The sequence below is a fragment of the Roseococcus suduntuyensis genome (genome assembly GCF_014196305.1).
GTDB classification, from domain to species: Bacteria; Pseudomonadota; Alphaproteobacteria; order Acetobacterales; family Acetobacteraceae; genus Roseococcus; species Roseococcus suduntuyensis.
The window spans coordinates 413,526-436,928 of record NZ_JACIDJ010000002.1 but is presented as its reverse complement, the minus strand read 5'-3'; the positions used below and the strand labels follow the sequence as shown (position 1 = coordinate 436,928).

General features: G+C 69.5%; 26 protein-coding genes. 14 read left to right on the top strand and 12 right to left on the bottom strand.

Annotation, left to right across the window (positions count from 1 at the left end; all coding sequences use genetic code 11):
• Positions 1 to 10: 10 nt before the first annotated feature.
• The 10 genes from tolQ to GGQ83_RS08520 all read left to right on the top strand — a co-directional run bounded on the left by tolQ (position 11) and on the right by GGQ83_RS08520 (position 9,878).
• Positions 11 to 703, top strand: a complete 693-nt coding sequence (tolQ, locus tag GGQ83_RS08565; protein WP_184383655.1) for a protein TolQ — start codon at positions 11 to 13, stop codon at positions 701 to 703.
• A 4-nt stretch (positions 704 to 707) separates the two neighbouring features.
• Positions 708 to 1,169 carry a protein TolR gene (gene tolR, locus GGQ83_RS08560; protein ID WP_184383354.1) on the top strand — a complete coding sequence of 154 codons (462 nt, stop codon included), beginning with the start codon at positions 708 to 710 and terminating at the stop codon, positions 1,167 to 1,169.
• 2 nt (positions 1,170 to 1,171) lie between these two features.
• The gene (locus tag GGQ83_RS08555; RefSeq protein ID WP_184383353.1) at positions 1,172 to 2,233 is read left to right on the top strand and encodes a hypothetical protein; all 1,062 of its coding nucleotides are present in this window, start codon (positions 1,172 to 1,174) and stop codon (positions 2,231 to 2,233) included.
• A gap of 112 nt (positions 2,234 to 2,345) precedes the next feature.
• Positions 2,346 to 3,713, top strand: coding sequence for a Tol-Pal system beta propeller repeat protein TolB (gene tolB / locus GGQ83_RS08550; RefSeq protein ID WP_311727649.1), 1,368 nt, complete (start codon positions 2,346 to 2,348; stop codon positions 3,711 to 3,713).
• 167 nt (positions 3,714 to 3,880) lie between these two features.
• On the top strand, positions 3,881 to 4,363 hold the full coding sequence (gene pal, locus GGQ83_RS08545; RefSeq protein WP_375781511.1) for a peptidoglycan-associated lipoprotein Pal: 483 nt from the start codon (positions 3,881 to 3,883) through the stop codon (positions 4,361 to 4,363).
• Between the two features lie 3 nt (positions 4,364 to 4,366).
• Complete coding sequence (locus tag GGQ83_RS08540; protein WP_184383350.1) at positions 4,367 to 5,197, top strand: tol-pal system YbgF family protein; 831 nt, start codon at positions 4,367 to 4,369, stop codon at positions 5,195 to 5,197.
• A gap of 44 nt (positions 5,198 to 5,241) precedes the next feature.
• Entirely contained in the window at positions 5,242 to 6,393 is a 1,152-nt protein-coding gene (gene tilS, locus GGQ83_RS08535; protein ID WP_184383349.1) for a tRNA lysidine(34) synthetase TilS, read from the top strand.
• An 89-nt stretch (positions 6,394 to 6,482) separates the two neighbouring features.
• Complete coding sequence (gene ftsH / locus GGQ83_RS08530; RefSeq protein ID WP_311727645.1) at positions 6,483 to 8,411, top strand: ATP-dependent zinc metalloprotease FtsH; 1,929 nt, start codon at positions 6,483 to 6,485, stop codon at positions 8,409 to 8,411.
• A gap of 1 nt (position 8,412) precedes the next feature.
• Positions 8,413 to 9,417: a dihydropteroate synthase gene (folP, locus tag GGQ83_RS08525; protein WP_184383347.1), complete on the top strand. Its 1,005-nt coding sequence runs from the start codon at positions 8,413 to 8,415 to the stop codon at positions 9,415 to 9,417.
• Positions 9,414 to 9,878: a TspO/MBR family protein gene (locus GGQ83_RS08520; protein WP_184383346.1), complete on the top strand. Its 465-nt coding sequence runs from the start codon at positions 9,414 to 9,416 to the stop codon at positions 9,876 to 9,878. Before folP ends, GGQ83_RS08520 begins: the two co-directional genes overlap by 4 nt.
• Before the next feature lie 25 nt (positions 9,879 to 9,903).
• Here GGQ83_RS08520 and GGQ83_RS08515 read toward each other — a convergent pair whose 3' ends face one another.
• From GGQ83_RS08515 to rpmH, 7 genes are all read right to left on the bottom strand, one after another.
• Positions 9,904 to 10,947, bottom strand: a complete 1,044-nt coding sequence (locus GGQ83_RS08515; RefSeq protein ID WP_184383345.1) for a response regulator — start codon at positions 10,945 to 10,947, stop codon at positions 9,904 to 9,906.
• 220 nt (positions 10,948 to 11,167) lie between these two features.
• Positions 11,168 to 12,052: an acetylglutamate kinase gene (gene argB / locus GGQ83_RS08510; protein WP_184383344.1), complete on the bottom strand. Its 885-nt coding sequence runs from the start codon at positions 12,050 to 12,052 to the stop codon at positions 11,168 to 11,170.
• 51 nt (positions 12,053 to 12,103) lie between these two features.
• Positions 12,104 to 12,772: a ribosome biogenesis GTP-binding protein YihA/YsxC gene (gene yihA, locus GGQ83_RS08505; RefSeq protein WP_184383343.1), complete on the bottom strand. Its 669-nt coding sequence runs from the start codon at positions 12,770 to 12,772 to the stop codon at positions 12,104 to 12,106.
• A complete protein-coding gene (gene yidC, locus GGQ83_RS08500; RefSeq protein ID WP_184383342.1) occupies positions 12,769 to 14,631 on the bottom strand; it encodes a membrane protein insertase YidC in 1,863 nt (620 codons plus the stop codon). Before yidC ends, yihA begins: the two co-directional genes overlap by 4 nt.
• A gap of 9 nt (positions 14,632 to 14,640) precedes the next feature.
• The gene (gene yidD, locus GGQ83_RS08495) at positions 14,641 to 14,946 is read right to left on the bottom strand and encodes a membrane protein insertion efficiency factor YidD (RefSeq protein ID WP_184383341.1); all 306 of its coding nucleotides are present in this window, start codon (positions 14,944 to 14,946) and stop codon (positions 14,641 to 14,643) included.
• Positions 14,943 to 15,290, bottom strand: coding sequence for a ribonuclease P protein component (rnpA, locus tag GGQ83_RS08490; RefSeq protein ID WP_184383340.1), 348 nt, complete (start codon positions 15,288 to 15,290; stop codon positions 14,943 to 14,945). Before rnpA ends, yidD begins: the two co-directional genes overlap by 4 nt.
• A 31-nt stretch (positions 15,291 to 15,321) precedes the next feature.
• Positions 15,322 to 15,456, bottom strand: coding sequence for a 50S ribosomal protein L34 (rpmH, locus tag GGQ83_RS08485; protein WP_184383339.1), 135 nt, complete (start codon positions 15,454 to 15,456; stop codon positions 15,322 to 15,324).
• A gap of 207 nt (positions 15,457 to 15,663) precedes the next feature.
• Here rpmH and GGQ83_RS08480 point away from each other — a divergent pair, with 207 nt between their 5' ends.
• Genes GGQ83_RS08480 through GGQ83_RS08470 form a run of 3 tightly spaced genes read left to right on the top strand, consistent with a single transcriptional unit; the run spans position 15,664 to position 17,772 of the window.
• Positions 15,664 to 16,458 (top strand): 3-hydroxybutyrate dehydrogenase, encoded by a 795-nt coding sequence (locus tag GGQ83_RS08480; RefSeq protein WP_184383338.1) that lies wholly within the window; start codon positions 15,664 to 15,666, stop codon positions 16,456 to 16,458.
• Positions 16,455 to 17,555 carry a patatin-like phospholipase family protein gene (locus tag GGQ83_RS20300; protein WP_277988662.1) on the top strand — a complete coding sequence of 367 codons (1,101 nt, stop codon included), beginning with the start codon at positions 16,455 to 16,457 and terminating at the stop codon, positions 17,553 to 17,555. Before GGQ83_RS08480 ends, GGQ83_RS20300 begins: the two co-directional genes overlap by 4 nt.
• A gap of 19 nt (positions 17,556 to 17,574) precedes the next feature.
• A complete protein-coding gene (locus tag GGQ83_RS08470; protein WP_184383337.1) occupies positions 17,575 to 17,772 on the top strand; it encodes a hypothetical protein in 198 nt (65 codons plus the stop codon).
• 182 nt (positions 17,773 to 17,954) lie between these two features.
• Here GGQ83_RS08470 and GGQ83_RS08465 read toward each other — a convergent pair whose 3' ends face one another.
• From GGQ83_RS08465 to gluQRS, 4 genes are all read right to left on the bottom strand, one after another.
• A complete protein-coding gene (locus GGQ83_RS08465) occupies positions 17,955 to 18,332 on the bottom strand; it encodes a DUF3293 domain-containing protein (protein WP_184383336.1) in 378 nt (125 codons plus the stop codon).
• Positions 18,329 to 19,510, bottom strand: coding sequence for a class I SAM-dependent rRNA methyltransferase (locus GGQ83_RS08460; RefSeq protein ID WP_184383335.1), 1,182 nt, complete (start codon positions 19,508 to 19,510; stop codon positions 18,329 to 18,331). Before GGQ83_RS08460 ends, GGQ83_RS08465 begins: the two co-directional genes overlap by 4 nt.
• A gap of 15 nt (positions 19,511 to 19,525) precedes the next feature.
• Positions 19,526 to 20,416, bottom strand: a complete 891-nt coding sequence (locus tag GGQ83_RS20295; RefSeq protein WP_311727636.1) for a DMT family transporter — start codon at positions 20,414 to 20,416, stop codon at positions 19,526 to 19,528.
• 75 nt (positions 20,417 to 20,491) lie between these two features.
• Positions 20,492 to 21,313: a tRNA glutamyl-Q(34) synthetase GluQRS gene (gluQRS, locus tag GGQ83_RS08450; protein WP_184383334.1), complete on the bottom strand. Its 822-nt coding sequence runs from the start codon at positions 21,311 to 21,313 to the stop codon at positions 20,492 to 20,494.
• A gap of 223 nt (positions 21,314 to 21,536) precedes the next feature.
• On the opposite strand from gluQRS, the gene GGQ83_RS08445 reads away from it, so the two are divergent.
• Positions 21,537 to 22,124: an HNH endonuclease gene (locus tag GGQ83_RS08445; protein ID WP_221223482.1), complete on the top strand. Its 588-nt coding sequence runs from the start codon at positions 21,537 to 21,539 to the stop codon at positions 22,122 to 22,124.
• 405 nt (positions 22,125 to 22,529) lie between these two features.
• Here GGQ83_RS08445 and GGQ83_RS08440 read toward each other — a convergent pair whose 3' ends face one another.
• Positions 22,530 to 23,396: a hypothetical protein gene (locus GGQ83_RS08440; protein WP_184383333.1), complete on the bottom strand. Its 867-nt coding sequence runs from the start codon at positions 23,394 to 23,396 to the stop codon at positions 22,530 to 22,532.
• Between the last annotated feature and the right edge of the window lie 7 nt (positions 23,397 to 23,403).

The window sequence follows — 23,403 nt, the reverse complement described above, 5'->3', positions numbered from 1 at the left end:
CACGCACGACATGTCGGTGCTCGGCCTCTTCATGATGGCCGACTGGGTCGTGAAGACGGTCATGATCGGGTTGCTGCTGGCGTCCATCATCGTCTGGGCCATCGCCTTCGACAAATACGGGCAGCTCCGCCGCGCCAAGCGCGACGCCGACACCTTCGAGGACGAGTTCTGGAAGGGCGGCAGCGTGGATGAGCTCTACAAGCGCCATGGCGAGGCGCCCACGCACCCGCTCGCCGCCGTGTTTTCCGCCGGCATGGGCGAATGGCGGCGCAGCACCGAGGCGGGCACCAGCCCCTTCCTGGTGGTCGGCACCAAGGAACGCGTCGAGCGCGCCATGTCCGTCACCATCCAGCGTGAGATGGAGCGCATCGAGAAGCGGATGACCTTCCTGGCCTCCACCGGCTCGGCCGCCCCCTTCGTCGGGCTGTTCGGCACGGTCTGGGGCATCATGAACAGCTTCACCGCCATCGCCGGCATGCAGAGCACGAACCTGGCCGTGGTCGCACCCGGCATCGCGGAGGCGCTGCTGGCCACCGCCATCGGCCTCGTCGCCGCCATCCCGGCCGTGATCCTCTACAACAGCCTCTCCTCCGAATCGGCCAAGTTCGCTGGGCGGCTGGAGGGTTTCGCGGCCGAATTCGGCGCCATCCTGGCCCGCCAGACCGAGGCCGCCGCCCAGGCGCCCCGGGCCGCGGCGGAATAACGTCATGGCAGGCCCCCTGATGAAGCGCGGCGGCGGTGGCCGCTCCCGCTACCGCCCCATGTCCGACATCAACGTGACACCCTTCGTGGACGTGATGCTGGTGTTGCTGATCATCTTCATGGTCGCCGCGCCCATGATGACCACGGGCGTGCCCGTGGACCTGCCGCGCACCGCCGCCCAGCCGCTGAACCAGGAGCAGGAGCCGCTGACCATCTCGGTCAACAGCGAGGGCGCCATCTTCCTGCAGGAGACCGAGGTGCCGTTGGATGGCCTCGTGGCCCGGCTGCAGGCCATCGCCCAGGCGCGGCCCGAGGGCACGCCGGAGCCGCGCATCTTCGTGCGCGGTGACCGCGCCATCTCCTATGGCCGCGTCATGGAGGTGATGGGCACGATCAGCGCGGGCGGGTTCAGCCGCGTGGCGCTGCTGGCCGAGCAGCAGCAGGCCGCGCCGGCACCGCGCCGCTGACCATGCCGCTCGGGACCACGGAGGAGGGGCGGTTTCGCCTGTGGGTGGGGGCGTCGCTCGCCCTGCACCTGGCGCTGCTCGGCCTCGCTTTGGTCCAGTTCGATTCGCGCCGGCTGGAGGAGCCGCGTGAGACGGCGATCGCGGTGGAACTCATCGCCCCCGCCCAGGTGGCGCAGGGCGATGAGCCCGCGCCCAGCCCGGCCCCTCCGCAGAATGTCCCGCAGCCTCCCACGCCGGAGCCGCCCGCGCCCGAGGTGACGCAGGCGACGCCGAGCCCACCGCCGCCTCCCCCTCCGCCACCGCCGGCCCCCGCGGCCTCGGCCGCGCCGCCCGCGCCCACCCCGCCCGCGCCGACGGTGATGCTGCCGGCCCCGCCGCCGCCCACGCCGACGCCGCCCGCTCCGGCCGCGACGCCGCCCACGCCCGCGACCCCCACGCCGCCCACCCCGGCCCCCGCGCCCACCCCGCCGCGCCCGGCCACCCCGCCGCCGCCGCCCGCCGCCGCGCGCCCCACGCCCGCCCCGCCCTTGCCCACGCCGCCGCCGCCCACCCCGCCGCCGCCGCAGCCCGCCCAGACGCCGGGCACCGGCCGCACGCCGCCCGTGGCGCGGCCGGAGGAGCGCAGCCAGAGCGTGCTGAACACGCTGGAGCGCCTGCGCCAGCAACAGCAGCAGCAGGAACCGCCCCGCGCCCGGCCCAGCCCGCCCCAAGGCGCCCCGCAGCGCGGCGGTGGCGCGCCCACGGGGTCCGCGCCGCTCACGGCCGGTGAGCGCACGGGCATCGCCGACCGCATCGCGGAATGCTGGGTGGTGGATGCCGGCGCGCCCAACCTGCGCGACATCATCGTGGAACTGCGCGTGCAGGTGGACGCGCAGGGCATCGTCCGCGTGGTGACGCCCAATGGCGCGGTGCCGAGCGACCCGCGCGCCCGCATGGTGTTCGAGGCCGCGCGCCGCGCCCTGCTGGACCCGCGCTGCAACCCCATGCCCCTGCCGCCCGACCGCCTGGCCGCGCTGCGCGACGCCGTCTTCCGCTTCAACCCGCGCGATGTGGGAATGCGCTGACGCGCGTCCGCAACCGTGTCTGCGTGAAAGCGTTACAGTCGCGCCCCTTGACCCATGCCTTGGACCGGCCGAAGTGCGGGCGGAGTATCAATGCGGTTGGAGTTCCGTCCCGGTGAAGACACCCGCCATCCATCGCCGTGCCCTCTTCGCCAGCGCGGCCGCCACGCTGGTGGCCCCTGGCATCTGGTCCACGCCGCTGCCCGCCGCGGCGCAGGGGACGGGCGGAACCGTGATCGACATCACGCGCGCCCGCACCGAGCCCATTCCGATCGCCGTGCCCGACATGGCGGGCGCGGGACCGGACGCGCAGCGCATGGGGCAGAACATCGCCCGCGTCATCGTGAACAATTTGCGCAGCTCGGGCCTGTTCCGCCCCATCGAGCGCGCGGCCTTCATCCAGACGCCCGAGGCCGCGGCCCAGGCGCCGCGCTTCCAGGACTGGCGCGTGCTGGGCGCCGTGGCGCTCACCACCGGCCGGGTGGAACTGTCGGGCGACCGGCTGCGGGTGGAGTTCCGCCTGTGGGACATCCTGCCCGAGCAGCAGGCGCTGGGCACCGCCTACAACGCCACCGCCTCCAACTGGCGGCAGATCGCGCACATCATCTCGGATGACATCTACAAGCGGCTGCTGGGCGAGGACGGGTATTTCAACACCCGCGTCGCCTATGTCAGCGAAAGCGGGCCTCGCGACCGCCGCACCCGGCGCCTCGCCATCATGGACCAGGATGGCGAGAACCATCGCTTCCTGACCGACGGCCAGTTCCAGGCCCTGACGCCGCGCTTCCACCCGAACGCGACCCAGATCGCCTTCATGTCCTATCTGCGGAATGAGCCGCGGGTCTATCTGTTCAACCTCCAGACCGGGCGGCAGGAGGTGCTGGGCAATTTCGGCGGCATGACGCTGAGCCCGCGCTTCTCGCCCGATGGGCGGTCGGTGATCCTCTCCGCCATCCGGGGCGGGGATGCCTCGATCTTCGTGGTGGATTTGGCCTCGCGGCGCGAGCGCCAGCTGACCAATGCGGCGGGCCTCGACGTGTCGCCCTGCTTCTCGCCGGATGGGCAGCAGATCGTGTTCAACTCGGATCGCGGCGGGGACCAGCAGCTCTACGTTATGGACGCCAATGGCGGCGGGGTGCGGCGCATCAGCTTCGGCAATGGCCGCTACGCGACGCCCGTCTGGTCGCCACGCGGGGACCTGATCGCCTTCACGCGCATCGGGCGCGGGCAGTTCGCCATCGGCGTGATGCGGCCCGACGGCTCGGGCGAGCGCATCCTGAGCGAGGGCTGGTCCATGGAAAGCCCCACCTTCGCCCCCAATGGCCGGGTGCTGATGTTCTACCGCGAGACCCCGGCACGCGACGCGCGTGGCGCGGGCTTCTCGGCGCGCATCTCCTCCATCGACATCGCCGGTTTCAACGAGCGCCAGGTCGTGACGCCCAATGACGCGACCGACCCGTCCTGGTCGCCGCTGCTCAGTTGACACCAATGGTTACACAATCACGGCACGCCGCCGTCTTCCCGCCATGTTTGCGCCATGCCCGCGCACCACTGGCCACGATTGATTAGAGGTTGCCGCGCATTTCTGCCGCCGCCCCCGGGATGGTCCGGGGGTGCGTGGCGCAGCCCCGCGCTGCTAGACAGGAGTTCATGATGTCCACCGCCAAGACCCTTCTCTCCCTGATGGCCGCCACCGGCCTTCTGGTTGCCTGTTCGAACACCGAACAGGCCGCCGTGACGGCCGGTGCGGGTGCCGGCGGCGCCGGCCAGATCCGCCCGGGCAGCCAGGAGGATCTCGTCGCCAATGTCGGTGACCGGGTGTTCTTCGACACCGACCGCAGCACCATCCGCGCCGACCAGCGCACGGTTCTGGACCGCCAGGCCTCCTGGATGCAGCAGAACGCCGCCGTGCAGGTGACCGTGGAAGGCCATGCGGACGAGCGCGGGACGCGCGAATACAACCTGGCGCTCGGCCAGCGCCGCGCCAATTCCGCCCGTGACGTGCTGGTGGCCGGCGGCGTCGCCCCCGCGCGCATCCAGACCATCAGCTACGGCAAGGACCGTCCGGAGGCGCTGGGCTCCAACGAGGACGCCTGGGCGCAGAACCGCCGCGCCGTCACCGTGGTGCGCTGAGGCATGACCATGCGCGTGGCCGCCACCTTCATCCTGGGGTTGACCCTCCTGGCCGGGCCGGCGGCCGCGCAGATGGAAAGCCGCGAGGGTATCGCGCTGCAAAACCAGATCCTGCAGTTGCGGCAGGAGATGGAGCAGGCGCTCCGCGGCCGTGGCGCGGCCCCGCCGATGGCCGGGCCCTCCATGGCCCCGCCCATGACGGGGTCCGCCAATGACCTCGTGGCCCGGCTGCTCGACCGGGTGAACGTGCTGGAGGAGGAGGTGCGCCGCCTGCGTGGCCGCACCGATGTCCTGGAAAATCAGAACACCCGCCTGCGCGAGGACCTGGAAAAGCTCCAGGGCGACATGGAGTTCCGCTTCAGCCAGCAGGGCGCGCCCGCCGCGGCCCCGCCGGCGGCAGCGCCCTCCCGCCCCGCCGCCCCGGCGGCCGAGCCCGCCGCCCGCCCGCCCCGCACGCCGGAGCGCGCGCTGCAGGAAGGTCAGACGGCGCTGGCCCGGCGTGACTTCCCCACCGCCGAGGCCGCCGCGCGCGAGGTGATCGCGAGCCGTGCCGCGCCCCAGCAGGTGGCGGCGCAGTTGCTGCTGGCCGAGGCCCTGTCCGGCCGGCGCGACCATGCCAATGCGGCCATTGCCTACAATGAGGCCTATGTGCGCGCCCGCACCGGCCCTCGCGCACCCGAGGCGCTGCTTGGCCTCGCCAACTCCTTCGCCGCGCTGAACAGTCGGCGTGAGGCCTGCGACACGCTGAATGATTTGCGCAGCCAGTTCCCCAACCTGCGCGCGCCGATCTCCGAACAGGCGGCGGCCGCGCGGCAGCGGGCCGGCTGCCGCTGACGGCCCCGGCCGAGCCCATCGGCGCGGCGGAATTCGCCGCGCTGATGGCGCCGCTCGGCCCCTTTGTTTTTCCCATTGCCATCGCCTGCTCGGGCGGGCCGGATTCGCTGGCCCTGACTTGGCTGGCCCATCGCTGGGCTGGGGGGAGGGTGATGGCGCTGATCGTGGACCATGGGCTGCGACCGGAAAGCGCCGCCGAGGCGGCCGGCGTCGCTGCCCAGTTGGCCGAACACGGCATCGCGGCGCGGGTGCTTGCGCTGTCCTTGCCGGGCGGCGCGGGCCTGCAGGAACGCGCCCGGGCCGCACGGCGGGCGGCGCTGCTGGAGGCCTGCCACGCGGCCGGCGCCGTCCATCTGCTGCTGGGCCACCACGCGCGCGACCAGGCCGAGACCATCGCCTTCCGTGCCCTGCGCGGCAGCGGGGCGCGCGGGCTGGCGGGCATGGCGCCGCTCTCCGTGGCGGCCGAGGCCCTGCTGCTGCGGCCCTTGCTGGACGTGCCGCAAGCGCGGCTGTTCGCCACCTGCGCGGCGGCGGGGCTGCGTCCGGTGACGGACCCCTCCAATGCCGACCCGCGCTTCGCCCGCGCCCGGTTGCGCCAGGTGGGTGGGCTGGAGGCCCTGTTGGCCGCCGCCCCCGCCTTCGCCGCGCGGCGCGCGCGAGAGGAGGCGGCGGTGCTGGCGCGCGCCGCGACCTGCCTGCGCCTGCTGCCCGAAGGTTGTGCCTTCCTCGACCACGCGGCCCTGGGCCGGGATGCCACGGCCCGCGCCCTGCTGGCCGCCCTGGTGCGGATGGTGGGTGGGCGGCCGCACGCGCCCTCCTCCAACGCCGTGGCGCGGCTGCTGGCGGCGGGCCAGGGCAGCCTGGGCGGCTGCGTCTGGCGGGGTGGCTGGCTGGCGCGTGAGGCCGCCGCCCAAACCATCCCGGCCCGGCCCGGCGCGTTGTGGGATGGGAGGTTCCGCCTGCCCCGCGACCCCTCCCTGGAAGACGGGCAGGTGGCCGCCCTGGGCCCGGCCGCGGCGGCTCGGATGCGCGCCCGCCACCGCCATCTGCCGAGCCTCGCCCTCGCGGCACTTCCCGTCCTGCGCGGGGGGGATGCAATGCTGGCCAAGGCCGCCCATCTCCCCTACCGTGAGACGTTGTGCGCGGGCTTGTCCGCCGCGCGCTTCACGCCCCTCGGCGGGCCGCTTGCGGGTTGAGTTTTTCCCGGCGGCCATTTCCGAACCAGGCGTAGACACTATCTCTAGGACGAGCCGGCCAGGGTCGCCGGTGAAGGGGAATGCGGATCGTGAGCAATTTCGGCCGGAACCTGGCCTTGTGGGTGATCGTGGCGCTGCTGCTGGTGGCGCTGTTCAACCTGTTCCAGCCTTCGGGCGGGCAGAACCGCGCCCAGCTCCAGGTGGCCTACAGCGACTTCCTGAATGAGGTGAACCAGGGCCAGGTGCGTGACGTGGTGATCCAGGGCCGCACCGTGTCGGGCCAGCTCACCGACGGGCGCAGCTTCACCACCTTTACCCCGGAGGACCCGGCCCTCGTCTCGCGCCTGACCGAGCGCGGCGTGCGCGTGGTGGCCCGGCCGGAGGAGAGCGACGTGAACCCGCTCTTCCAGATCCTGATCTCCTGGTTCCCGATGCTGCTGCTGATCGGCGTCTGGATCTTCTTCATGCGCCAGATGCAGGGTGGCGGCGGGCGCGCCATGGGCTTCGGCAAGTCCAAGGCCAAGCTGCTGACCGAGAAGCATGGCCGCGTGACCTTCGAGGACGTGGCCGGCATTGACGAGGCCAAGGCCGAGCTGGAGGAGATCGTGGACTTCCTCCGCGATCCCCAGAAGTTCCAGCGCCTGGGCGGCAAGATCCCCAAGGGCGTGCTGTTGATCGGGCCGCCGGGCACGGGCAAGACGCTGCTGGCCCGCTCCATCGCCGGCGAGGCGAACGTGCCCTTCTTCACCATCTCGGGCTCGGACTTCGTGGAGATGTTCGTGGGCGTGGGCGCCTCCCGCGTGCGCGACATGTTCGAGCAGGGCAAGAAGAACGCCCCCTGCCTGATCTTCATCGACGAAATTGACGCCGTGGGCCGCCATCGTGGTGCGGGCCTGGGCGGCGGCAATGACGAGCGCGAGCAGACGCTGAACCAGATGCTCGTGGAGATGGACGGCTTCGAGTCGAACGAGGGCGTCATCATCATCGCGGCCACCAACCGGCCGGACGTGCTGGACCCCGCGCTGCTGCGTCCCGGCCGCTTCGACCGCCAGGTGGTCGTGCCCAACCCCGACGTGAACGGGCGCGAGAAGATCCTGCGCGTGCACATGCGGAAGGTGCCGCTGGCCTCTGACGTTGACCCCAAGACGATCGCGCGCGGCACGCCCGGCTTCTCCGGCGCGGACCTGGCGAACCTGGTGAACGAGGCCGCCCTGCTGGCCGCGCGCACCGGCCGCCGCACCGTGGGCATGGCCGAGTTCGAGGCCGCCAAGGACAAGGTGATGATGGGTGCGGAGCGCCGCAGCCTCGTCATGTCCGAGGACGAGAAGCGCATGACCGCCTATCACGAGGCGGGCCACGCGCTGGTGGCGATGCACGAGCCGGAGTGCGATCCGGTGCACAAGGCCACCATCATCCCGCGCGGGCGCGCGCTGGGCCTCGTCATGTCGCTGCCCGCCGGCGATCGCTACAGCAAGCACAAGTCCAAGATGAAGGCCGAGCTTGCGATGGCCATGGGCGGTCGCGTCGCGGAGGAGGTCGTCTTCGGCTCCGACAAGGTCTCCAACGGCGCCTCGGGCGACATCAAGATGGCCACCAACATGGCCCGCATGATGGTCACCGAGTGGGGCATGTCCGACAAGATCGGCATGGTGGCCTATGGCGAGAACAGCCAGGAGGTCTTCCTCGGCCATTCGGTCACCCAGTCGAAGAACCTGTCGGAAGAGACCGCGCGGATCATCGACAGTGAAATCCGGGGCATCATCGACAGCGCCTATGTCCGCGCCAAGCACATCCTGACCGAGAACCGGGAGGAGCTGGAGCGGCTGGCCAAGGGCCTGCTGGAATACGAGACCCTCTCGGGCGACGAAATCCGCCAGGTGCTGCGCGGCGAGCCGGTGGTGCGCGTGCGCCCCGACGAGCCGACCAGCGCGGGGCGTGGCAGCGTTCCCAGCTCGGGCGGCGGGCGGACCCCGCGGCCGGACACGGGGGGCGGGCTTTCGCCCCAGCCCGCGGGCTGAGTTGACGCTGATCGAGCCGCACGGCCTGCTTGACGGGCCGGCGGCAGAGGCGGCGATCCGTGAGGGGCTCGCCCTGCCATTGCAGGGCGGGCCCTTTGCCTTCATGGGGCTGCGCGATGACACCGGCGCGCCCTTGCCGCTTGCCGCCGCATCCGCCGCGCTGACCGCCCCGCCCGCGCCCTTCGCCGGCATCGCGCGCCACCGCTTCCGGCCGCTGGTCATGGGCATCGTCAACTGCACGCCGGACAGCTTTTCCGGGGACGGGCGCGCGGCGCATGCGACCGCCATCGCCCATGGCCATGCGCTGCGGGCCGAGGGCGCGGACATCCTGGATGTGGGCGGCGAAAGCACCCGCCCCGGCGCCGCCCCCGTCACGCCCGAGGAAGAGCAGGCGCGCATCCTGCCCGTCATCGCGGCCCTGGCCTCGGGCGGGCCGGTCAGCGTGGACACGCGTCACGCCGCCACCATGCGCGCCGCACTCGCCGCCGGGGCCAGCATCGTGAACGATGTCAGCGCGCTGGCCCATGACCCGGAGAGCCTCGCCACCGTCGCCGCCGCCGGCTGCCCGGTGGTGCTGATGCACATGCGGACGCTCGACCCGCGCACCATGCAGCAAGGCGTCGCCTACACGGACGCCGCGCGCGAGGTGGCCGCGCACCTGGCCGCCCGCATCGCCGCCTGCGAGGAAGCGGGCATTTCCCGCGCGCGCATCGCGGTGGACCCCGGCATCGGCTTCGGCAAGCGGGTGCGGGACAATCTGGACCTCGTGGCGCGGCTGCCGCTTTTGGCCGCCTTGGGCTGCACCATTCTGGTGGGGGCCTCGCGCAAGGGCTTCATCGGGCGTATCACCGGCGTGGCCGAGCCTTCGCGCCGCGTGGCGGGAAGTGTCGCCCTGGCCCTGGAGGCGGCGCGGCGCGGGGCCCATATCCTGCGGGTGCATGATGTGGGCGCCACCGTCGAAGCACTGAAAATCCAGGAGGCCGTGACCATGGGCTGGACCGAATGAGCGATTGGCTTCCCCTGCTGGGCTTCTTCGCCGCCTGCTTCGCCACCGCGGCTTCGGGCGCCATCTTCACGCCGGGCGCCTGGTATGAGGGGCTGCGCAAGCCCTGGTGGCGTCCGCCCAACTGGCTGTTCGGCCCGGCCTGGGGGGTGTTGTTCTGCTGCATCGCCGTGGCCGGCTGGCTGGTGTGGCGCGAGGTGGGGTTCGGGCTGGCGCTGGCGGTCTATGGCGTGCAGCTCGTGCTGAACTTCGCCTGGTCCGCGCTGTTCTTCGGGATGCGCCGGCCGGACCTTGCCTTCTGGGATCTCTGCGCGCTCTGGGTGAGCATTGCCGTCTGCATTGCCCTGTTCGCGCCCATCAGCGCCGCCGCCGCCTGGCTGTTCGTGCCCTATCTGGCCTGGGTGAGCTTCGCCGGCTTCCTGAACCTCACCATGTGGCGACTGAACGGTCCCCGTCCGGCCTGAGCCGGGGGCTGGGGAGGGCAGCGCCCTACTCCCTACTCTCCGGATAGGCCGCGCGAAGACGGTCCAGCAGCTCGGCCACCCGGCTGCGGGCGTCGGGGTGGTTGTCGCGCAGCGCGCGCATCGCGGCGCGGGCCTCTTCCACGAAGCCCGCCCCGCCCAGGTGGCCCACGGTGCCCGCGATGGCGTGCACGGGGCCAAGAAGTGGCAGGTCGTTCACCAGGGCGGCGTCCAGCTCACGCAGGCGGGTGGCGAGTTCGCTCCGGAAGAGTGGCCGCAGCGCCTCCTCCTCCGGCAGGTCGCCCTGGCCGAGGGCGAGGACAATGCCGCGCATGAGTCCCACCCGCTCCACGGGCTTGGGCACATGTCCCGTCATGCCGGCCGCGTGGCAGGCGGCGATGTCCTCGGGGAAGCTGCTGGCGGTGACGGGGATGACGGGCACCTGGCCCAGCGCCCCGGGCAGGGCGCGGATCCGGCGCGTGCATTCCAGCCCGTCCATGCCCGGCATCACCACATCCATCAGCACGGCGTCGAAGGGTTGCCCGCTGGCGGCGGCGGCGGTGAGGGCCTCCAGCGCCGCGGGGCCATCCGTCACCGTCTCCAGCGTGAAGCCCGTATTGGAGAGCAGCGCGCGCAGGACGGAGAGGTTGGCGGGCGAATCATCCACTCCCAGCAGCCGAAGCCGCCCGCTGGGCCAGGGTGCCGTGGGCGGCTGGGACAGGGGCAAGGGTGCGGCCGCGGGCGGGGGCGGCGCCGCGGGGGGCGGCACCTCGCTGTAGAGGCCCAGGCGGAAGCCGCCTGGCAACGTCGCCGTACTGGCCAGCACCCAACGCCCATCGGGCTGTGGCTGCGGCTTGGGGCCTGGCGGAGGCGGCGGGTCGGTGAAGAGCGCGCCATAGCGGCTGTTGCAGCGCAGCAGCCGTCCCTTTCCATCCCAGAGGGCCACGGCGTGCGGGCTGCTTTCGAAGCCCGCAACGACGGGGCGATAGTCGGGGGAGGAGGGGGGGCGCCGGGGTTGGGGGCGCGTCCAGGCCAAGGCCAGCCCCGCGCCCAGCGCTACGCCGACGGCCATCAGGCCGACCGCACGCAAGGCCCAGCCAGATTCCTCCAGCAGACCGGGAAGCATCATGTGGCGCCAGCACCGGCGAAGGCGCGAGGCTCCGTCGGTCTGGCGCGTCGGCGGTGCAACATCTGGTTCCTGCGGCGCCTGGCGGCCGCCAGGGGATGGCCACCCCCATAGCGGCCATGCCCTGCCAGAATGTCAGGCGCGGGTTAAGCCTTCCCGAACACCCTCACGGCCTGATCAGCGTGCCGGCCCCGCCATCGGTCAGCAACTCGCGCAGGACGGCGTGGGGCAGGCGGCCATCCAGGATGACGGCGCCCTTCACCCCCTGCTCGACCGCATGGATGCAGGTCTCGACCTTGGGGATCATCCCGCCCGCGATCCATCCGGCCGCGATGCCGGCGCGCGCCTCGGCCACCGTCATCTCGGGGATGAAGTTCTTGTTCGCGTCCATCACGCCGGCCACGTCGGTCAGCATCAGCATCCGCTCGGCCCGGAGCGCGCCCGCGATGGCGCCCGAGACCGTGTCGGCGTTGATGTTGTAGGTCTGCCCATCCGCCCCCACGCCCACGGGCGCGATGACGGGGACGATGTCCGCATGGATCAGCAGTTCCAGGACGCGGGTGTCCACGCTCTCCGGCTCGCCCACCAGGCCGAGGTCCAGCACCTGCTCGATGTTGGAGCCGGGGTCCTTCATGGTGCGGGTGGCCTTGCGGGCGCGCACCAGCCCGCCATCCTTGCCCGAGATGCCCACCGCCATGCAGCCCGCCCGGGTGATGGCGGAGGCGAGCTGCTTGTTGACGGTGCCGGCCAGCACCATCTCGACCACCTCCACCATCTGCGCGTCCGTCACGCGCAGGCCCTGGACGAAGGTGGACTTCACGCCGAGGCGCGAGAGCATCGCGTTGATCTGCGGCCCGCCGCCATGGACCACCACGGGGTTCACGCCCACCTGCTCCAGCAGCGCGATGTCGCGGCCGAAGCGGTCGGCGGCGTGCTCCTCGCCCATGGCGTGGCCGCCATACTTCACGACGACGATCTGGTCGTCATAGCGCTTCAGGTAGGGCAGCGCGCCGATCAGGGTCTGCATCTGGGTGAGCGCGTCATCGGCCATCTGGCATTCCTCGAAACCTTGCCCGCGCTATCCGGCGCGGGGCGCGATCCGTCAAGCGAGGGCGGCGAGTTCCGCGCGCAGTTCATCCATGCCGCGGCCGGTGCGGCTGCTGGTGGTCAGCACCAGGGGGTGTCCGGCGGGGTGCTTGCGGGCCAGCGCTTCCACCTCCGCCTGGCGGGCGGCCAGGGCCGTGGGCTTCACGTCATCGGCCTTGGTCAGCACGAGCTGGAAGGCGACGGCGGCCTTGTCCAGCAGGTCCATCACCGCGTTGTCGGAAGGCTTGGTCTCGATGCGGGCATCGAGCAGCAGCAGCACACGGCGCAGATTGGGCCGGCCGCGCAGGAAGTTGAACATGAGGCCCTGCCAATCCTCCTTCACCGACTTGGCGGCCTTGGCGAAGCCGTAGCCCGGCATGTCCACCAGGGTGAGGCGGCCTTCGATGGTGAAGAAGTTCAGCTGCTTGGTGCGCCCGGGCGTGTGCGAGACGCGGGCCAGGGCGTTTTGCCCCGTCAGCGCGTTCATCAGCGAGGACTTGCCCACGTTCGAGCGGCCGGCCAGCGCCACCTCCACGCCGTCCGGCGGTGGGAGGTGGTCCAGCGCCTGGGCGGCGGTGAAGAAGGTGCAGGGCCGGGCGAAGAGCAGGCGCCCGGCCTCGATGAGGGCGGCGCGCTCCTCCTCGTCGCGCGCCTCCAGCAGGCCGCCGGCGGGAAGCTCCGTCACTTCTTCGCCGCGGCCGGGCCGGCCAGCTTGCCGCCCCCCTTGGGAGCGGGCGGGGGCGCGCCACCCGTGCCGCCCTGGGCCGGCGGCTTGGCCGCCTGCGCCTTGGCGTCGAGCCGCATGATGTACCACTGCTGCGCGATGGAGAGCAGGTTGTTCCAGGTCCAGTAGATGACCAGGCCCGCGGGGAAGCTCGCCAGCATGAAGGTGAAGATCACCGGCAGCCAGGCGAAGATCTTCTGCTGGATCGGGTCGGGCGGCTGCGGGTTCAGCTTCTGCTGCACGAACATGGTCAGGCCCATCAGGATCGCCCAGACCGGCAGGTGCAGGAACAGCGGCGGATCCCAGGGAATGAGGCCGAACAGCGTGAAGGCGTTGGTCGGGTCCATGTCCGAAAGGTCACGGATCCAGCCGAAGAAGGGCGCGTGGCGCATCTCGATGGTGACGAAGAGCACCTTGTAGAGCGCGAAGAAGACGGGAATCTGCACCAGGATGGGCAGGCAGCCCGAGGCGGGATTGATCTTCTCGCTCTTGTAGAGCGCCATCATCTCCGCTTGCATCTTCTGCGGGTCTTCTTTGTAGCGCTCGCGGATTTCCTGCATCTTCGGCGCCACCAGCCGCATACGGCTCATGGACTTGTAGGCCTTGTTGGCCAGCGGGAAGAACAGGATCTTGAGCGCCAGCGTGAAGATCAGGATGGCCACGCCGAAATTGCCGGTCAGGATGAACAGATAGTCCAGCGCATAGAAGAACGGCTTGGTGATGAAGTAGAACCAGCCGAAATCAATCGCCTTGTCGAAATCCTGGATTTGCAGACGGTCGCGGTAATCGTCCAGCAGGCGCACTTCCTTGGCGCCGGCGAAGAGGCGGCTGCCGAAGCCCGCACTCTGCCCGGGCGCGATCAGCTGCGGCGCGGCGGGCGCGATGTCCACCTGCCAACGGTCCACCCCGGCATCGGGGATGTGGCGGAAGGCGCTGCGGATACGCTCATTGCTGTCCAGGCGGGTCAGCGCCGTCAGCCAGTACTTGTCGGACAGGCCGGCCCAGCCTTCGGCCGCCTCGTTCTCCCAGGCCGAGCCCAGGGCGCGGCGGGAATTCCCCTGGTCGCGCCCGTTGCTGTAGGTCATTTCCGTCAGGCGGCCATCCTGCACGGCGATGAAGCCCTCATGCAGGATGAAGAAGCCCTGCACCTGGGGCGTGCGCTCGCGGCGGATGCGGGCCCAGGGCAGCACGGTCACGGCCTGATCGGAGGTGTTCTCCACCGATTGCCGCACCTCGAACATGTAGTTCGCGTCGAGCCAGACCACCGCCTGGAAGATCTGGCCCTGGCCATTCTCCCAGCGGAAGGTCACGGGGCTGTCGGGGCCGAGCGGGCCGCCCGTGATGGTCCAGTCGGTGTCGTTGTCGGGGACGGGGGTGCGGCCATCGGCCTGGGTCCAGCCCCATTGCGCGAAGTAGCCCTCCGGCCGGCCGCGCGGAGCCAGAAGGGTGACGTTCGGGCTGTCACGCTCCACCGTCTCGCGGTAGTCGCGCAGGATCAGCTGGTCGAGCGAGAGGCCGCGGGCCGAGAGGGCGCCCTGCACGCGGGTGTTCTCCACCTGCACGCGCTGCGCCGGGATGGCGGGCGGGGCGGCGGTGACGGCGGTCTCACCAGGGCTGGCCGCTTGCGGCGCGCCAGGCACCGCACCCGGCACCCCCTGGGGCGTGGCGGGCGCGGGCACGGCCGGCAGCGGCACATCGGCCTGCTGCGTGGCCACCGGGCGCGGCGGCGGCACCGGGGCGTTGCCGCGGTTCCACATCTCGAACAGCAGCAGGATGCCGACGGAAAGGGCGATGGCCGCCAGGAGGCGCTTCTGGTCCATGGGTCTCGATCAACTCTCGGGGCGGGTCGCTGGGCTTATGGAGGGGGGGCCGGCGGAAGGGGAGGCGGAACTGAGGCGATTGAGGCCCGGCCTGCGCGGCGGCACGGGATCATAGCCGCCGGCATTCCAGGGATTGCAGCGCAGGATGCGCCAGGCGGACATGGCGGCACCCTTCACCGCGCCGTGTTCGGTCACGGCCTCGATCGCATAGTGCGAGCAGGAGGGGTGGAAACGGCAATTCGCCCCGATGAAGGGGCGCAGCGTCCACTGATAGGTGACGATGGCGCCCTTCAGCACATGCTGCGCGGGGTTCATGTCGCGCGCACCCCGGCCTTGGCCAGGGCCGATTCGAATTCGGCCCGCAGGGTGGGGAAGGGGCAGGTCGCGGTCCCGTCACGGGCAATGAGCACCAGGTCCCAGCCCGGGGCCGGGGTGGCGTCCAGCGCCAGGCGCGCCATGGCGCGCAGCCGGCGCTTGGCACGGTTGCGGACCACGGCGTTGCCGATCTTTTTCGTCGCGGTGAAGCCCAGCCGCGTGGCCTCGTCGGCGCGCGGCAGGGCCTGCACGACAAGCGTCCCGCGCCCGACCTTGCGGCCTTCGCGCGCAGCACGGAGGAATTCCGCGCGGCGCTTCAGCCGTGCGGGCGGGGCAGCTGGCATCGCGGGGTCTCCCGCGCCGCGTGTGGCGCGATCAGGCGGAGAGCTTGGCGCGGCCCTTCGAGCGGCGGTTGGCCAGGATCTTGCGGCCCGCCACCGTGGCCGAACGGGCACGGAAGCCATGGCGCCGCTTGCGGACGAGCTTGGAGGGCTGATAGGTGCGCTTCACGGCAGGCTCCTGAACGGGCGTAAGGCAAATGGAAAGGGCGGGACCGCCATAGGCTGTCCCGTGCTGTGGCGGGTATAGGAAGGGGGCGGCCTCCGCGTCAACCTCCGGCCCACCCGGCACTGCTCGGGATCCCCCGGGGGGACGGGTTGTTGATGCGGTGCAGCAATGGGCCTATCCACGCGTTGTAAGGGTTTGGAGACAGGCGGCATGGAACGCATCCTCGAAGGCCAGGCGGCCCTCATCACCGGATCCACCTCGGGCATCGGCCTCGGCATCGCGCGGCTTTACGCCGAGGCGGGTGCCAAGGTGATGCTGAACGGATTCGGCAAGCCCGAGGAAATCGCCAAGGCCCGCGCCGAGATCGGCGCGCTGATGGGCGGCGGCGAGTGCCCCTACAGCCCCGCCGACATGTCCAAGCCCGCCGAGGTGCGCGCCATGGTGGCCGCGGCCGAATCCGCCTTCGGGCGGCTGGACATCCTGGTGAACAATGCGGGCATCCAGTTCGTCTCGGCCGTCCAGGATTTCCCGGACGAGAAGTGGGACGCCATCATCGCCATCAACATGTCGTCCAACTTCCACGCCATCAAGGCGGCCATGCCGGGGATGCTGGCGCGGAAATACGGGCGCATCATCAACGTGGCTTCGGCGCACGGCCTGGTCGCCAGCCCCTACAAGAGCGCCTATGTGGCCGCCAAGCACGGGGTGGTGGGCATGACCAAGTCCATCGCGCTGGAGATCGCGGAAAGCCCCATCACCTGCAACGCCATCTGCCCGGGCTTCGTCCGCACGCCGCTGGCCGAGGCGCAGGTCAAGCCGCTGGCCGAGAAGCACGGCGTCTCGGAGGAGGTGGCGTTGAAGGACCACCTTCTCGCCAAGCAGCCCTCCAAGCGCTGGGTCGAGGTGGAGGAGGTGGCGCGCATGGCGCTCTATCTGGTCGGCCCCGGCTCGGGCGGGGTGAATGGCGCGGCGCTGTCCATTGATGGCGGTTGGCTCGCGGCATGACGCCTTCAGAGGTCTCGGCCCCCGTCATGGTCGAGGAGGTGGCGGCCAAGCCCCCGGCCGCGCCCGCCTTGCGCGAGGTGAAGCCCCGCCGCGTCAACCTCGCCCTGCAGGGCGGCGGCACGCATGGCGCCTTCACCTGGGGCGCGCTGGACCGCCTGCTGGAGGAGGAGTCGATTGACTTCGACGGCCTCTCCGGCACCTCCGCCGGCGCCATCAACGGCGCCGTGCTGGCGCTGGGCCTGCTGGAAGGTGGGCGCGAGGGCGCCAAGGCCGCGCTGGACCGCTTCTGGCGGGCGCTGGGCGCCAAGTTCGCCGTCTCGCCGCTCCGCTCCACCCCCTTCGAGAAGGCGCTGTGGGGCTGGGACCTGACCTACAGCTTCGCCTACAACGCCTTCGACACCGCGACGCGGATGCTCAGCCCCTACCAGTTCAACCCCTTCCCGATGGAGTTCAACCCGCTGCGGAAGGCGCTGGAACAGAGCCTGGACCTTGAGCGCCTGCGGGCCGACCGCAGCGCCATGCGGCTCTATATTTCCGCCACCAATGTCCGCACGGGCAAGCCGCGGGTGTTCAATCGCGCCGAGATCACGGTGGATGCGCTGCTGGCCTCGGCCTGCCTGCCCAACATCTTCAAGGCCGTTGAGATTGATGGCGAGGCCTATTGGGATGGCGGCTACCTGGGCAACCCGGCGCTTTGGCCGCTCTATCATGACCGCCCGGCATCGGACATCATCATCGTCCAGTTGAACCCGCTCATCCGGCCCGAGGTGCCCACCACCTCGTCGGACATCATGAACCGGCTGAACGAGATCACCTTCAACGCCAGCCTGATGAGCGAGATGCGGGCCATAGACTTCGTGCAGCGCATGCTCGAATCCGGCCGGCTGGAGCAGCCGCGCTATCGCCGCATCTACCTGCACGCCATCGAGGACGAGGCGCGGATGCGCGCCTTCAAGCTCAGCACCAAGTTCAATGGCGACTGGGATTTCCTCTCCACCCTGCGCGACTACGGGCGCGAGGCGGCGGACAAGTTCCTGCGCGAGGACGCGTCCAGGCTGGGGCGCGAAAGCACCCTCGACATCCAGCGCTATCTGTAGCAAAGCCCGAGTCATGGACATGGGCATTGTGCTCCGCATCGGAGCGGGGGCGGTGGTGGCGTTGCTGGGCCTCGTGCTGGCGACGCGGACCACGATCGAGCTGCGGGTGACGCAGGAGCAACTGGGGGTCGTGCTGATCCTCGGCGGGGTGTTCTTCGCCTACCGGGCGGTGAAGGCCTGGTTCGACGCGGCGGACCATGACCGCCACGGCGACTGAGGCTTGGCGTCCGATCGTCCTCGGTGGGAAGCACCGAGGGCGTGAATCGGCCGCTGAGGCATGGCGTCCGATCGTCCTCGGTGGGAAGGCACCGAGGGCGTGAATCGGCCGCTGAGGCATGGCGTCCGATCGTCCTCGGTGGGAAGGCACCGAGGGCGTGAATCGGCCGCCCGGCAACGCCCTCAGGCGCAGACGCGCAGCCGCGCCGGCTGACCCTTTCGCAGCACCAGGATCGCCGCCTGCCGAAACCGTCGGGCCAGCACCGTCACCGCGCGCGGGTTCGCGGCCAGCAGCAGATTGTGTTCCTGCCAGCGTTTGGTGCCACTGAACCCTTCCGCGCGCGCCCAGCGCCGCGTGGCCGCGCGCAGGCGCTCCTGGGCGCGGTCGTTCCAGCCGCGCGGATGCCAGCGGCACATCGGGTTCCAGGCGGTGATGATGGCACCCGCCCGCGCGCCATGGGCCGCCAGCCAGGCATCGGCCGAGGGCGAACGCCGCCCGGCCCAGGCCACCACCGGTCCCGCGCGATAGGTCGAGGCGCGCCAGGCCCCTTCGCGCGTCATCGCAGCTGGAACAGCAGCGCCTTGAGGTAGGCGCTCTCGGGCAGCAGGGGATGCACCGGGTGGTCCGGCCCCGCGCCGCCCTGGAACAGCAGCCGCGCCTCGCGCCGCGCCCGCCACACCCCTTGCGCCACGGCATCGGCGAAGTCGGGCGGCGCCACATGGTGGGAGCAGGAGGCGATGAACAGCACGCCCCCCGGCGCCACCAGCTGCGCGCAAAGCCGCGCGAGGCGCAGATAGGCCCGGAGTGCCGCTGGGATGTCCTTGCGCGCCTTGGCGAAGGCGGGCGGGTCGGCCACCACCACGTCGAAGCGCCGGCCAAGGCCGACCATGCGTTCCAGCGCCTCCAGCGCCTCCCCGCGCTGGGCGGTGACGCGCTCGCCCAGCCCATGCGCGGCGGCGGTGCGCTGCGCGAGTGCCAGCGCGGGCTCCGAGCGGTCCAGCAGCGTCACATGCGCCGCACCCGCCTGTGCCGCCACCAGCCCGAAGCCGCCCGTGTGGCAGAAGGCGTCGAGCATGATGGCCCCCGAAGCCAGGGCGGCCACGCGGGCGCGGTTCTCGCGCTGGTCGTGGAACCAGCCGGTCTTCTGGCCGGAAAGCAGGTCCATTTCGAAGGCGAGGCCGCCTTCCTCGATGCGCGCCGTGGCGTCGGCGCCGTGCAGAAGACGGGATTCGAGGGCCAGGCCTTCCAGCGTCCGCACCGGGCTGTCATTGCGCGCCACCACCGTGCGGGGGGCGAGAAGGGCGTGCAGCGCCTCCAGCACCAGCGGGGTCGCGGCCTCCATGCCGGCGGTGTTGGCCTGCAGCGCCACCGCATCGCCGTGGCGGTCCAGGATCAGGCCGGGCAACCCATCGGCCTCGGCATGCACCAGGCGGCAATGGCGGGCCACGCCCAGGCGTTCGCGCAGGGAAAGGGCCTCGGCGATCCGCGCCCGGAACCAGGCGGCGTCCGGGCGCGCGGAGGGCTCGCGGTCCAGCACGCGGGCGGCGATCAGGCTGTGCGGGTTGAACTGCCAGATGCCGTGCTTCACCCCGTCATCGCCCTCCAGCCGCACCGCGCCGCCGGGGGGCAGGGCGCGGGCCTCGGGCGACATGGCCACCTCGTTGGAATAGGCCCAGGGGTGGCCCCCTTTCACGCGCCGGTCACGGCCGGGCAGCAGGCGGAGCAGGGGAAGGTCCATAAGTTACAATTCCAATCAGTGACGCGGGCGGGCGGGCGGCGGGCGCACCGCCAATGCCACGCCCAGCACGATGCAGGCCAGCGCCCCCCATTGCCGCCAGCCCAGCGCCTCGCCCACCAGCCAGGCGGCGCCGAGCGTGCCCACCACGGGCGTCAGCAGCGTGCCGAGTGCCGCGGTCGAGGCCGGCAGGCGCCGGAGCGCGCCGAACCAGGTCATGTAGGCGATGCCGAGCGGCCCCACCGCCATCCAGAGGAAATACCCCCAGCCGGCGGGGGAAAGCGCGGCCCAATCCACCTCCTCCCACAGCGAGGAGATGACGAACAGCGGCAGGCTGCCCAGCCCGAGCTGCCAGGTCACGGCCGAGAGCGGCGGCAAGGCCAGCGGCTTGCGCTTGGCGATGACCGCGCCCAGCGCGAACAGGAGCGCCGCCGCCAGAAGCATGACCCCGCCCAGCACCTTGTCCGGCCCGATGGCCACCTCCTGCGGGGTGAAGAGCAGTGCCACGCCGAGCGTGCCCAGCGCCAGCGCCGCGACCTTGGCCCAGCCCAGCGGCTCGCCCAGGATCAGCCAGGCCAGCAGCGCGGCCCAGACGGGCATGGTGTAGGCGATGATGGCGGCCTCGCCGGCGGCGAGCCAGAGCAGCGCCATCGAGGCGAAGCCCATCCAGGCCGTGACGTTCAACAGGGCGAAGAGCCAGACGCGGCCCCACTGCTCGCGCGGGACGGCGAGGCTTTCACCCCGCGCCAGCGCGATGACCCCCACCAGCGCCGCCGCGATGAAGCCCGCATAGGCGCGGGCGCCGAGCGGCGGCATCTCGGCCAGCAGCAGCTTGAGCAGCGGCCAGTTGGACCCCCAGCACAGCGCCGTCACGAACAGGAGAAGGAGGCCGGTGCTGCGTTGGGTCACGAAAGCGAGGCTAGCGTCTGATCCGCGAAGGCGTAATCGCCGAAGCGGTGAATCAGCCGCGAAAAGATGTCAGCCTCAATCCGGGAAGCCGGCCATGGCGCGTACCTCGGCGGGGCTGCGCCCGGCCTCGCGCAGGGCGCGCAGGGTGGGGGCCTTGTCGCGTTTCGCCAGTCGCCTCCCTTCGCCGTCGCGGATCAGGGTGTGATGGGCGTAGGAGGGTTCCGGCCAGCCCATCAGGGCCTGGAGCAGGCGGTGGATGTCGGTGGCCTCCAGCAGATCCTCGCCGCGGGTGACGAGGGTGACACCTTGCAGGGCGTCGTCATGCGTCACGCAGAGATGGTAGCTGGCCGGGATGTCCTTGCGCGCCAGCACCACATCGCCCTGGGCCGTGGGGTCGCAGCGGCGGGGGCCGTGGATCAGGTCCTGGAAGGTCAGTGGCCCGGTTTCGGCCAAGGCGCGCGCCATGTCGAGGCGCAGCGCATGGGCCTCGCCGGCGGCCACGCGGACGGCGGCCAGGCCCGGGTCCAGCCCGCGGCAGGTGCCCGGATAGATATGGGCCGGCCCGTGCTGGGCGGAGACGGCGGCGGCGATGTCGGCCCTGGTGCAGAAGCAGGGGTAGAGCAGGCGGCGGGACTGGAGACGGTGCAGCACCGCCCGGTATTCCGCGAAATGCGCCGATTGCACCCGCACCGGTTCCTCCCAGCGCAGGCCGAGCCAGGACAGGTCCTCGAAGATGGCCTCGGTGAACTCCGGGCGGCAGCGGGTGGCGTCGATATCCTCGAGGCGCAGCAGGAAGCGGCCCCCCGCCCGCGCGGCGAAGAGCGCCGCATGGGCATGGCCCAGATGCAGCAGCCCGGTGGGCGAGGGGGCGAAGCGGGTGACGGCGCCCTGGATCATGCCGACCATCCTCTCGCGCCCTTTCCCCGTGCCGGCAAGGGCTTGGTCGCGCGCGGATGTGACGGGCCGGTGAAACCGCCAAGCCCCGTCCGGCGCTTGGCTTGCGGCAGTGCGGCATCCCTGTCATGCCTGCATCGCAGTTGTGGCGCAGAACCGAATCGGGAGCGCGCCCGCTCCCTCCGGGTCCGGCTTCCGCGCCACGCGAGACGTGGAGGAGCTTCGCTTGCCCGACGGCAGCCTCATTCCGCAGATCACCGGCCCCGGCGGCTTCCCCGCCTTGGTGCTGAACGCGGATTTCCGCCCGCTATCCTATTTCCCGCTCTCGGTCTGGGCCTGGCAGGACGCGGTGAAGGCCGTGGTGCTGGACCGGGTCTCGGTGCTGAGCGAATACGAGACGGAGGTGCGTTCCCCTTCCTTCTCCCTGCGCCTGCCCTCGGTGATCGCGTTGCGGGAATACATCCCCGCCGCGCGACGCCCGGCCTTCACCCGGTTCAACGTGTTCCTGCGCGACCGCTTCGAATGCCAGTATTGCGGCGATGGCCAGCCGGCGCAAAACCTGACCTTCGACCATGTGATTCCGCGCAGCCGCGGCGGCCGCACCAATTGGGAAAACGTGGTCGCCGCCTGCGGCCCGTGCAATCTGCGGAAGGCCGACAAGCTGCCGCGCGAATGCCAGATGCTGCCCCGCGCCACCCCGCGCCAGCCGACGAGCTGGGAATTGCAGGAAAACGGCCGCGCCTTCCCGCCCAACCATTTGCACGAGAGCTGGCGGGACTATCTCTATTGGGACAGCGAACTGGAACAGGGCTAATTATTGTCCTAATGCCCTTAACTCTCGCTGTATAACTTCACCCACTTGGTTTGCCCAATTCAAGCTAGCGGGCGGTAACGATATAAGATTGCCAGCTTGTAGTAGATATAAACCGACACCGAGAATGCCGGCATATGCGGCCCGCGATACAGATTTTACTAATTTTGGTCGTAAATCAGAGTGAACATCAGCAACAAAATTTATCCCGTATCGGAGAATTGCTAAACATAAATTTTGGAGACTAGTAAGAGCTGCATATGTAGCGGCTTTTGTTTGTGATCCAAGCGCTTGCTTTATGCGGCGGAAAAATACCTGAGCATCATTTTCGAGAATATCATTTTTTTCCAAGATATTGGAAATAATCTGCTTAATGGATTCAGGATTTGTATCGGAAGATGGAGAAGACTAATAGTTACTCTGAAATTGCGACCATTCAGAGAACTGAGATATATACATCGATATCTGTTCAAGATGATTAAAAATGGTTGCCGTCTGGATACTTGAAAGTTCGTCCGTATCGCAGGCGGCAAGATAAGACATAGTAGTAATGTTTTCTAGACCAACAATAATTATGTTGTTTTCTTTATTTATAGCGTTTCCCAATACTTCGAACTGAGATACAATTTTTCGATCCATATTCGAATTTAATAGCAACATAAGAAGTTCAGAATGTTTTGATATAATGTGCTGCCGAAGTGCAGCAATATTTTCGGTAGATAAGAGGGGGCTTGCATTAGGAGTTCGAGCAATTCGAAGTTTTTCATCGAATATTTCGAATTGAACTGGAGCGAGAATTTGCGGCGGTGCGTTTCGATTCAATTCTATAGCTAGAGATTTTAGGTCGCTATCATTAATATCTGTAATATGTCGAGAAACGATAAAATCGAAATTTCTTATTGCGACTTCCAGTGACATCCCATCGCGCGGAGTTCGCGCCCATATTGATGGTGTTGGCAGAGATGTGTGAGGGCGTACTTTCTCAAGCGGAATTATAGTAAGATCTTTATACTTATCTAAAATATGGCGGCTGGCGCTCTGAAAATCATCTCTAAGTTTTTTAATAAAAATAAGGCGCATTGGAATTGCGGCACTTCCAGAAAATAATGCTCTATACTTATATCGAATTTCTTCTATTTTCATTAAGAAAGTAAATGCTGATCTTGGGGGTGATCTATTTTCGAATTCTCTATCAAATGAATGTTTGATAGAATCGAGAATTTTTCCCAATTCCGCAAAATCTCGTCTCGCTGAGGCGCGTTGTGAATCGCTCATGTCGCAT

Coding starts and splice junctions, on each gene's coding strand:
- tolQ (WP_184383655.1), top strand. CDS start 11: ATGTCGGTGCTCGGCCTCTTCATGATGGCCGACTGGGTCGTGAAGACG.
- tolR (WP_184383354.1), top strand. CDS start 708: ATGGCAGGCCCCCTGATGAAGCGCGGCGGCGGTGGCCGCTCCCGCTAC.
- GGQ83_RS08555 (WP_184383353.1), top strand. CDS start 1,172: ATGCCGCTCGGGACCACGGAGGAGGGGCGGTTTCGCCTGTGGGTGGGG.
- pal (WP_375781511.1), top strand. CDS start 3,881: ATGATGTCCACCGCCAAGACCCTTCTCTCCCTGATGGCCGCCACCGGC.
- GGQ83_RS08540 (WP_184383350.1), top strand. CDS start 4,367: ATGACCATGCGCGTGGCCGCCACCTTCATCCTGGGGTTGACCCTCCTG.
- tilS (WP_184383349.1), top strand. CDS start 5,242: ATGGCGCCGCTCGGCCCCTTTGTTTTTCCCATTGCCATCGCCTGCTCG.
- GGQ83_RS08520 (WP_184383346.1), top strand. CDS start 9,414: ATGAGCGATTGGCTTCCCCTGCTGGGCTTCTTCGCCGCCTGCTTCGCC.
- GGQ83_RS08515 (WP_184383345.1), bottom strand. CDS start 10,947: ATGGCCGTCGGCGTAGCGCTGGGCGCGGGGCTGGCCTTGGCCTGGACG.
- argB (WP_184383344.1), bottom strand. CDS start 12,052: ATGGCCGATGACGCGCTCACCCAGATGCAGACCCTGATCGGCGCGCTG.
- yidC (WP_184383342.1), bottom strand. CDS start 14,631: ATGGACCAGAAGCGCCTCCTGGCGGCCATCGCCCTTTCCGTCGGCATC.
- yidD (WP_184383341.1), bottom strand. CDS start 14,946: ATGAACCCCGCGCAGCATGTGCTGAAGGGCGCCATCGTCACCTATCAG.
- rnpA (WP_184383340.1), bottom strand. CDS start 15,290: ATGCCAGCTGCCCCGCCCGCACGGCTGAAGCGCCGCGCGGAATTCCTC.
- GGQ83_RS08480 (WP_184383338.1), top strand. CDS start 15,664: ATGGAACGCATCCTCGAAGGCCAGGCGGCCCTCATCACCGGATCCACC.
- GGQ83_RS20300 (WP_277988662.1), top strand. CDS start 16,455: ATGACGCCTTCAGAGGTCTCGGCCCCCGTCATGGTCGAGGAGGTGGCG.
- GGQ83_RS08470 (WP_184383337.1), top strand. CDS start 17,575: ATGGGCATTGTGCTCCGCATCGGAGCGGGGGCGGTGGTGGCGTTGCTG.
- GGQ83_RS08465 (WP_184383336.1), bottom strand. CDS start 18,332: ATGACGCGCGAAGGGGCCTGGCGCGCCTCGACCTATCGCGCGGGACCG.
- GGQ83_RS08460 (WP_184383335.1), bottom strand. CDS start 19,510: ATGGACCTTCCCCTGCTCCGCCTGCTGCCCGGCCGTGACCGGCGCGTG.
- gluQRS (WP_184383334.1), bottom strand. CDS start 21,313: ATGATCCAGGGCGCCGTCACCCGCTTCGCCCCCTCGCCCACCGGGCTG.
- GGQ83_RS08440 (WP_184383333.1), bottom strand. CDS start 23,396: ATGAGCGATTCACAACGCGCCTCAGCGAGACGAGATTTTGCGGAATTG.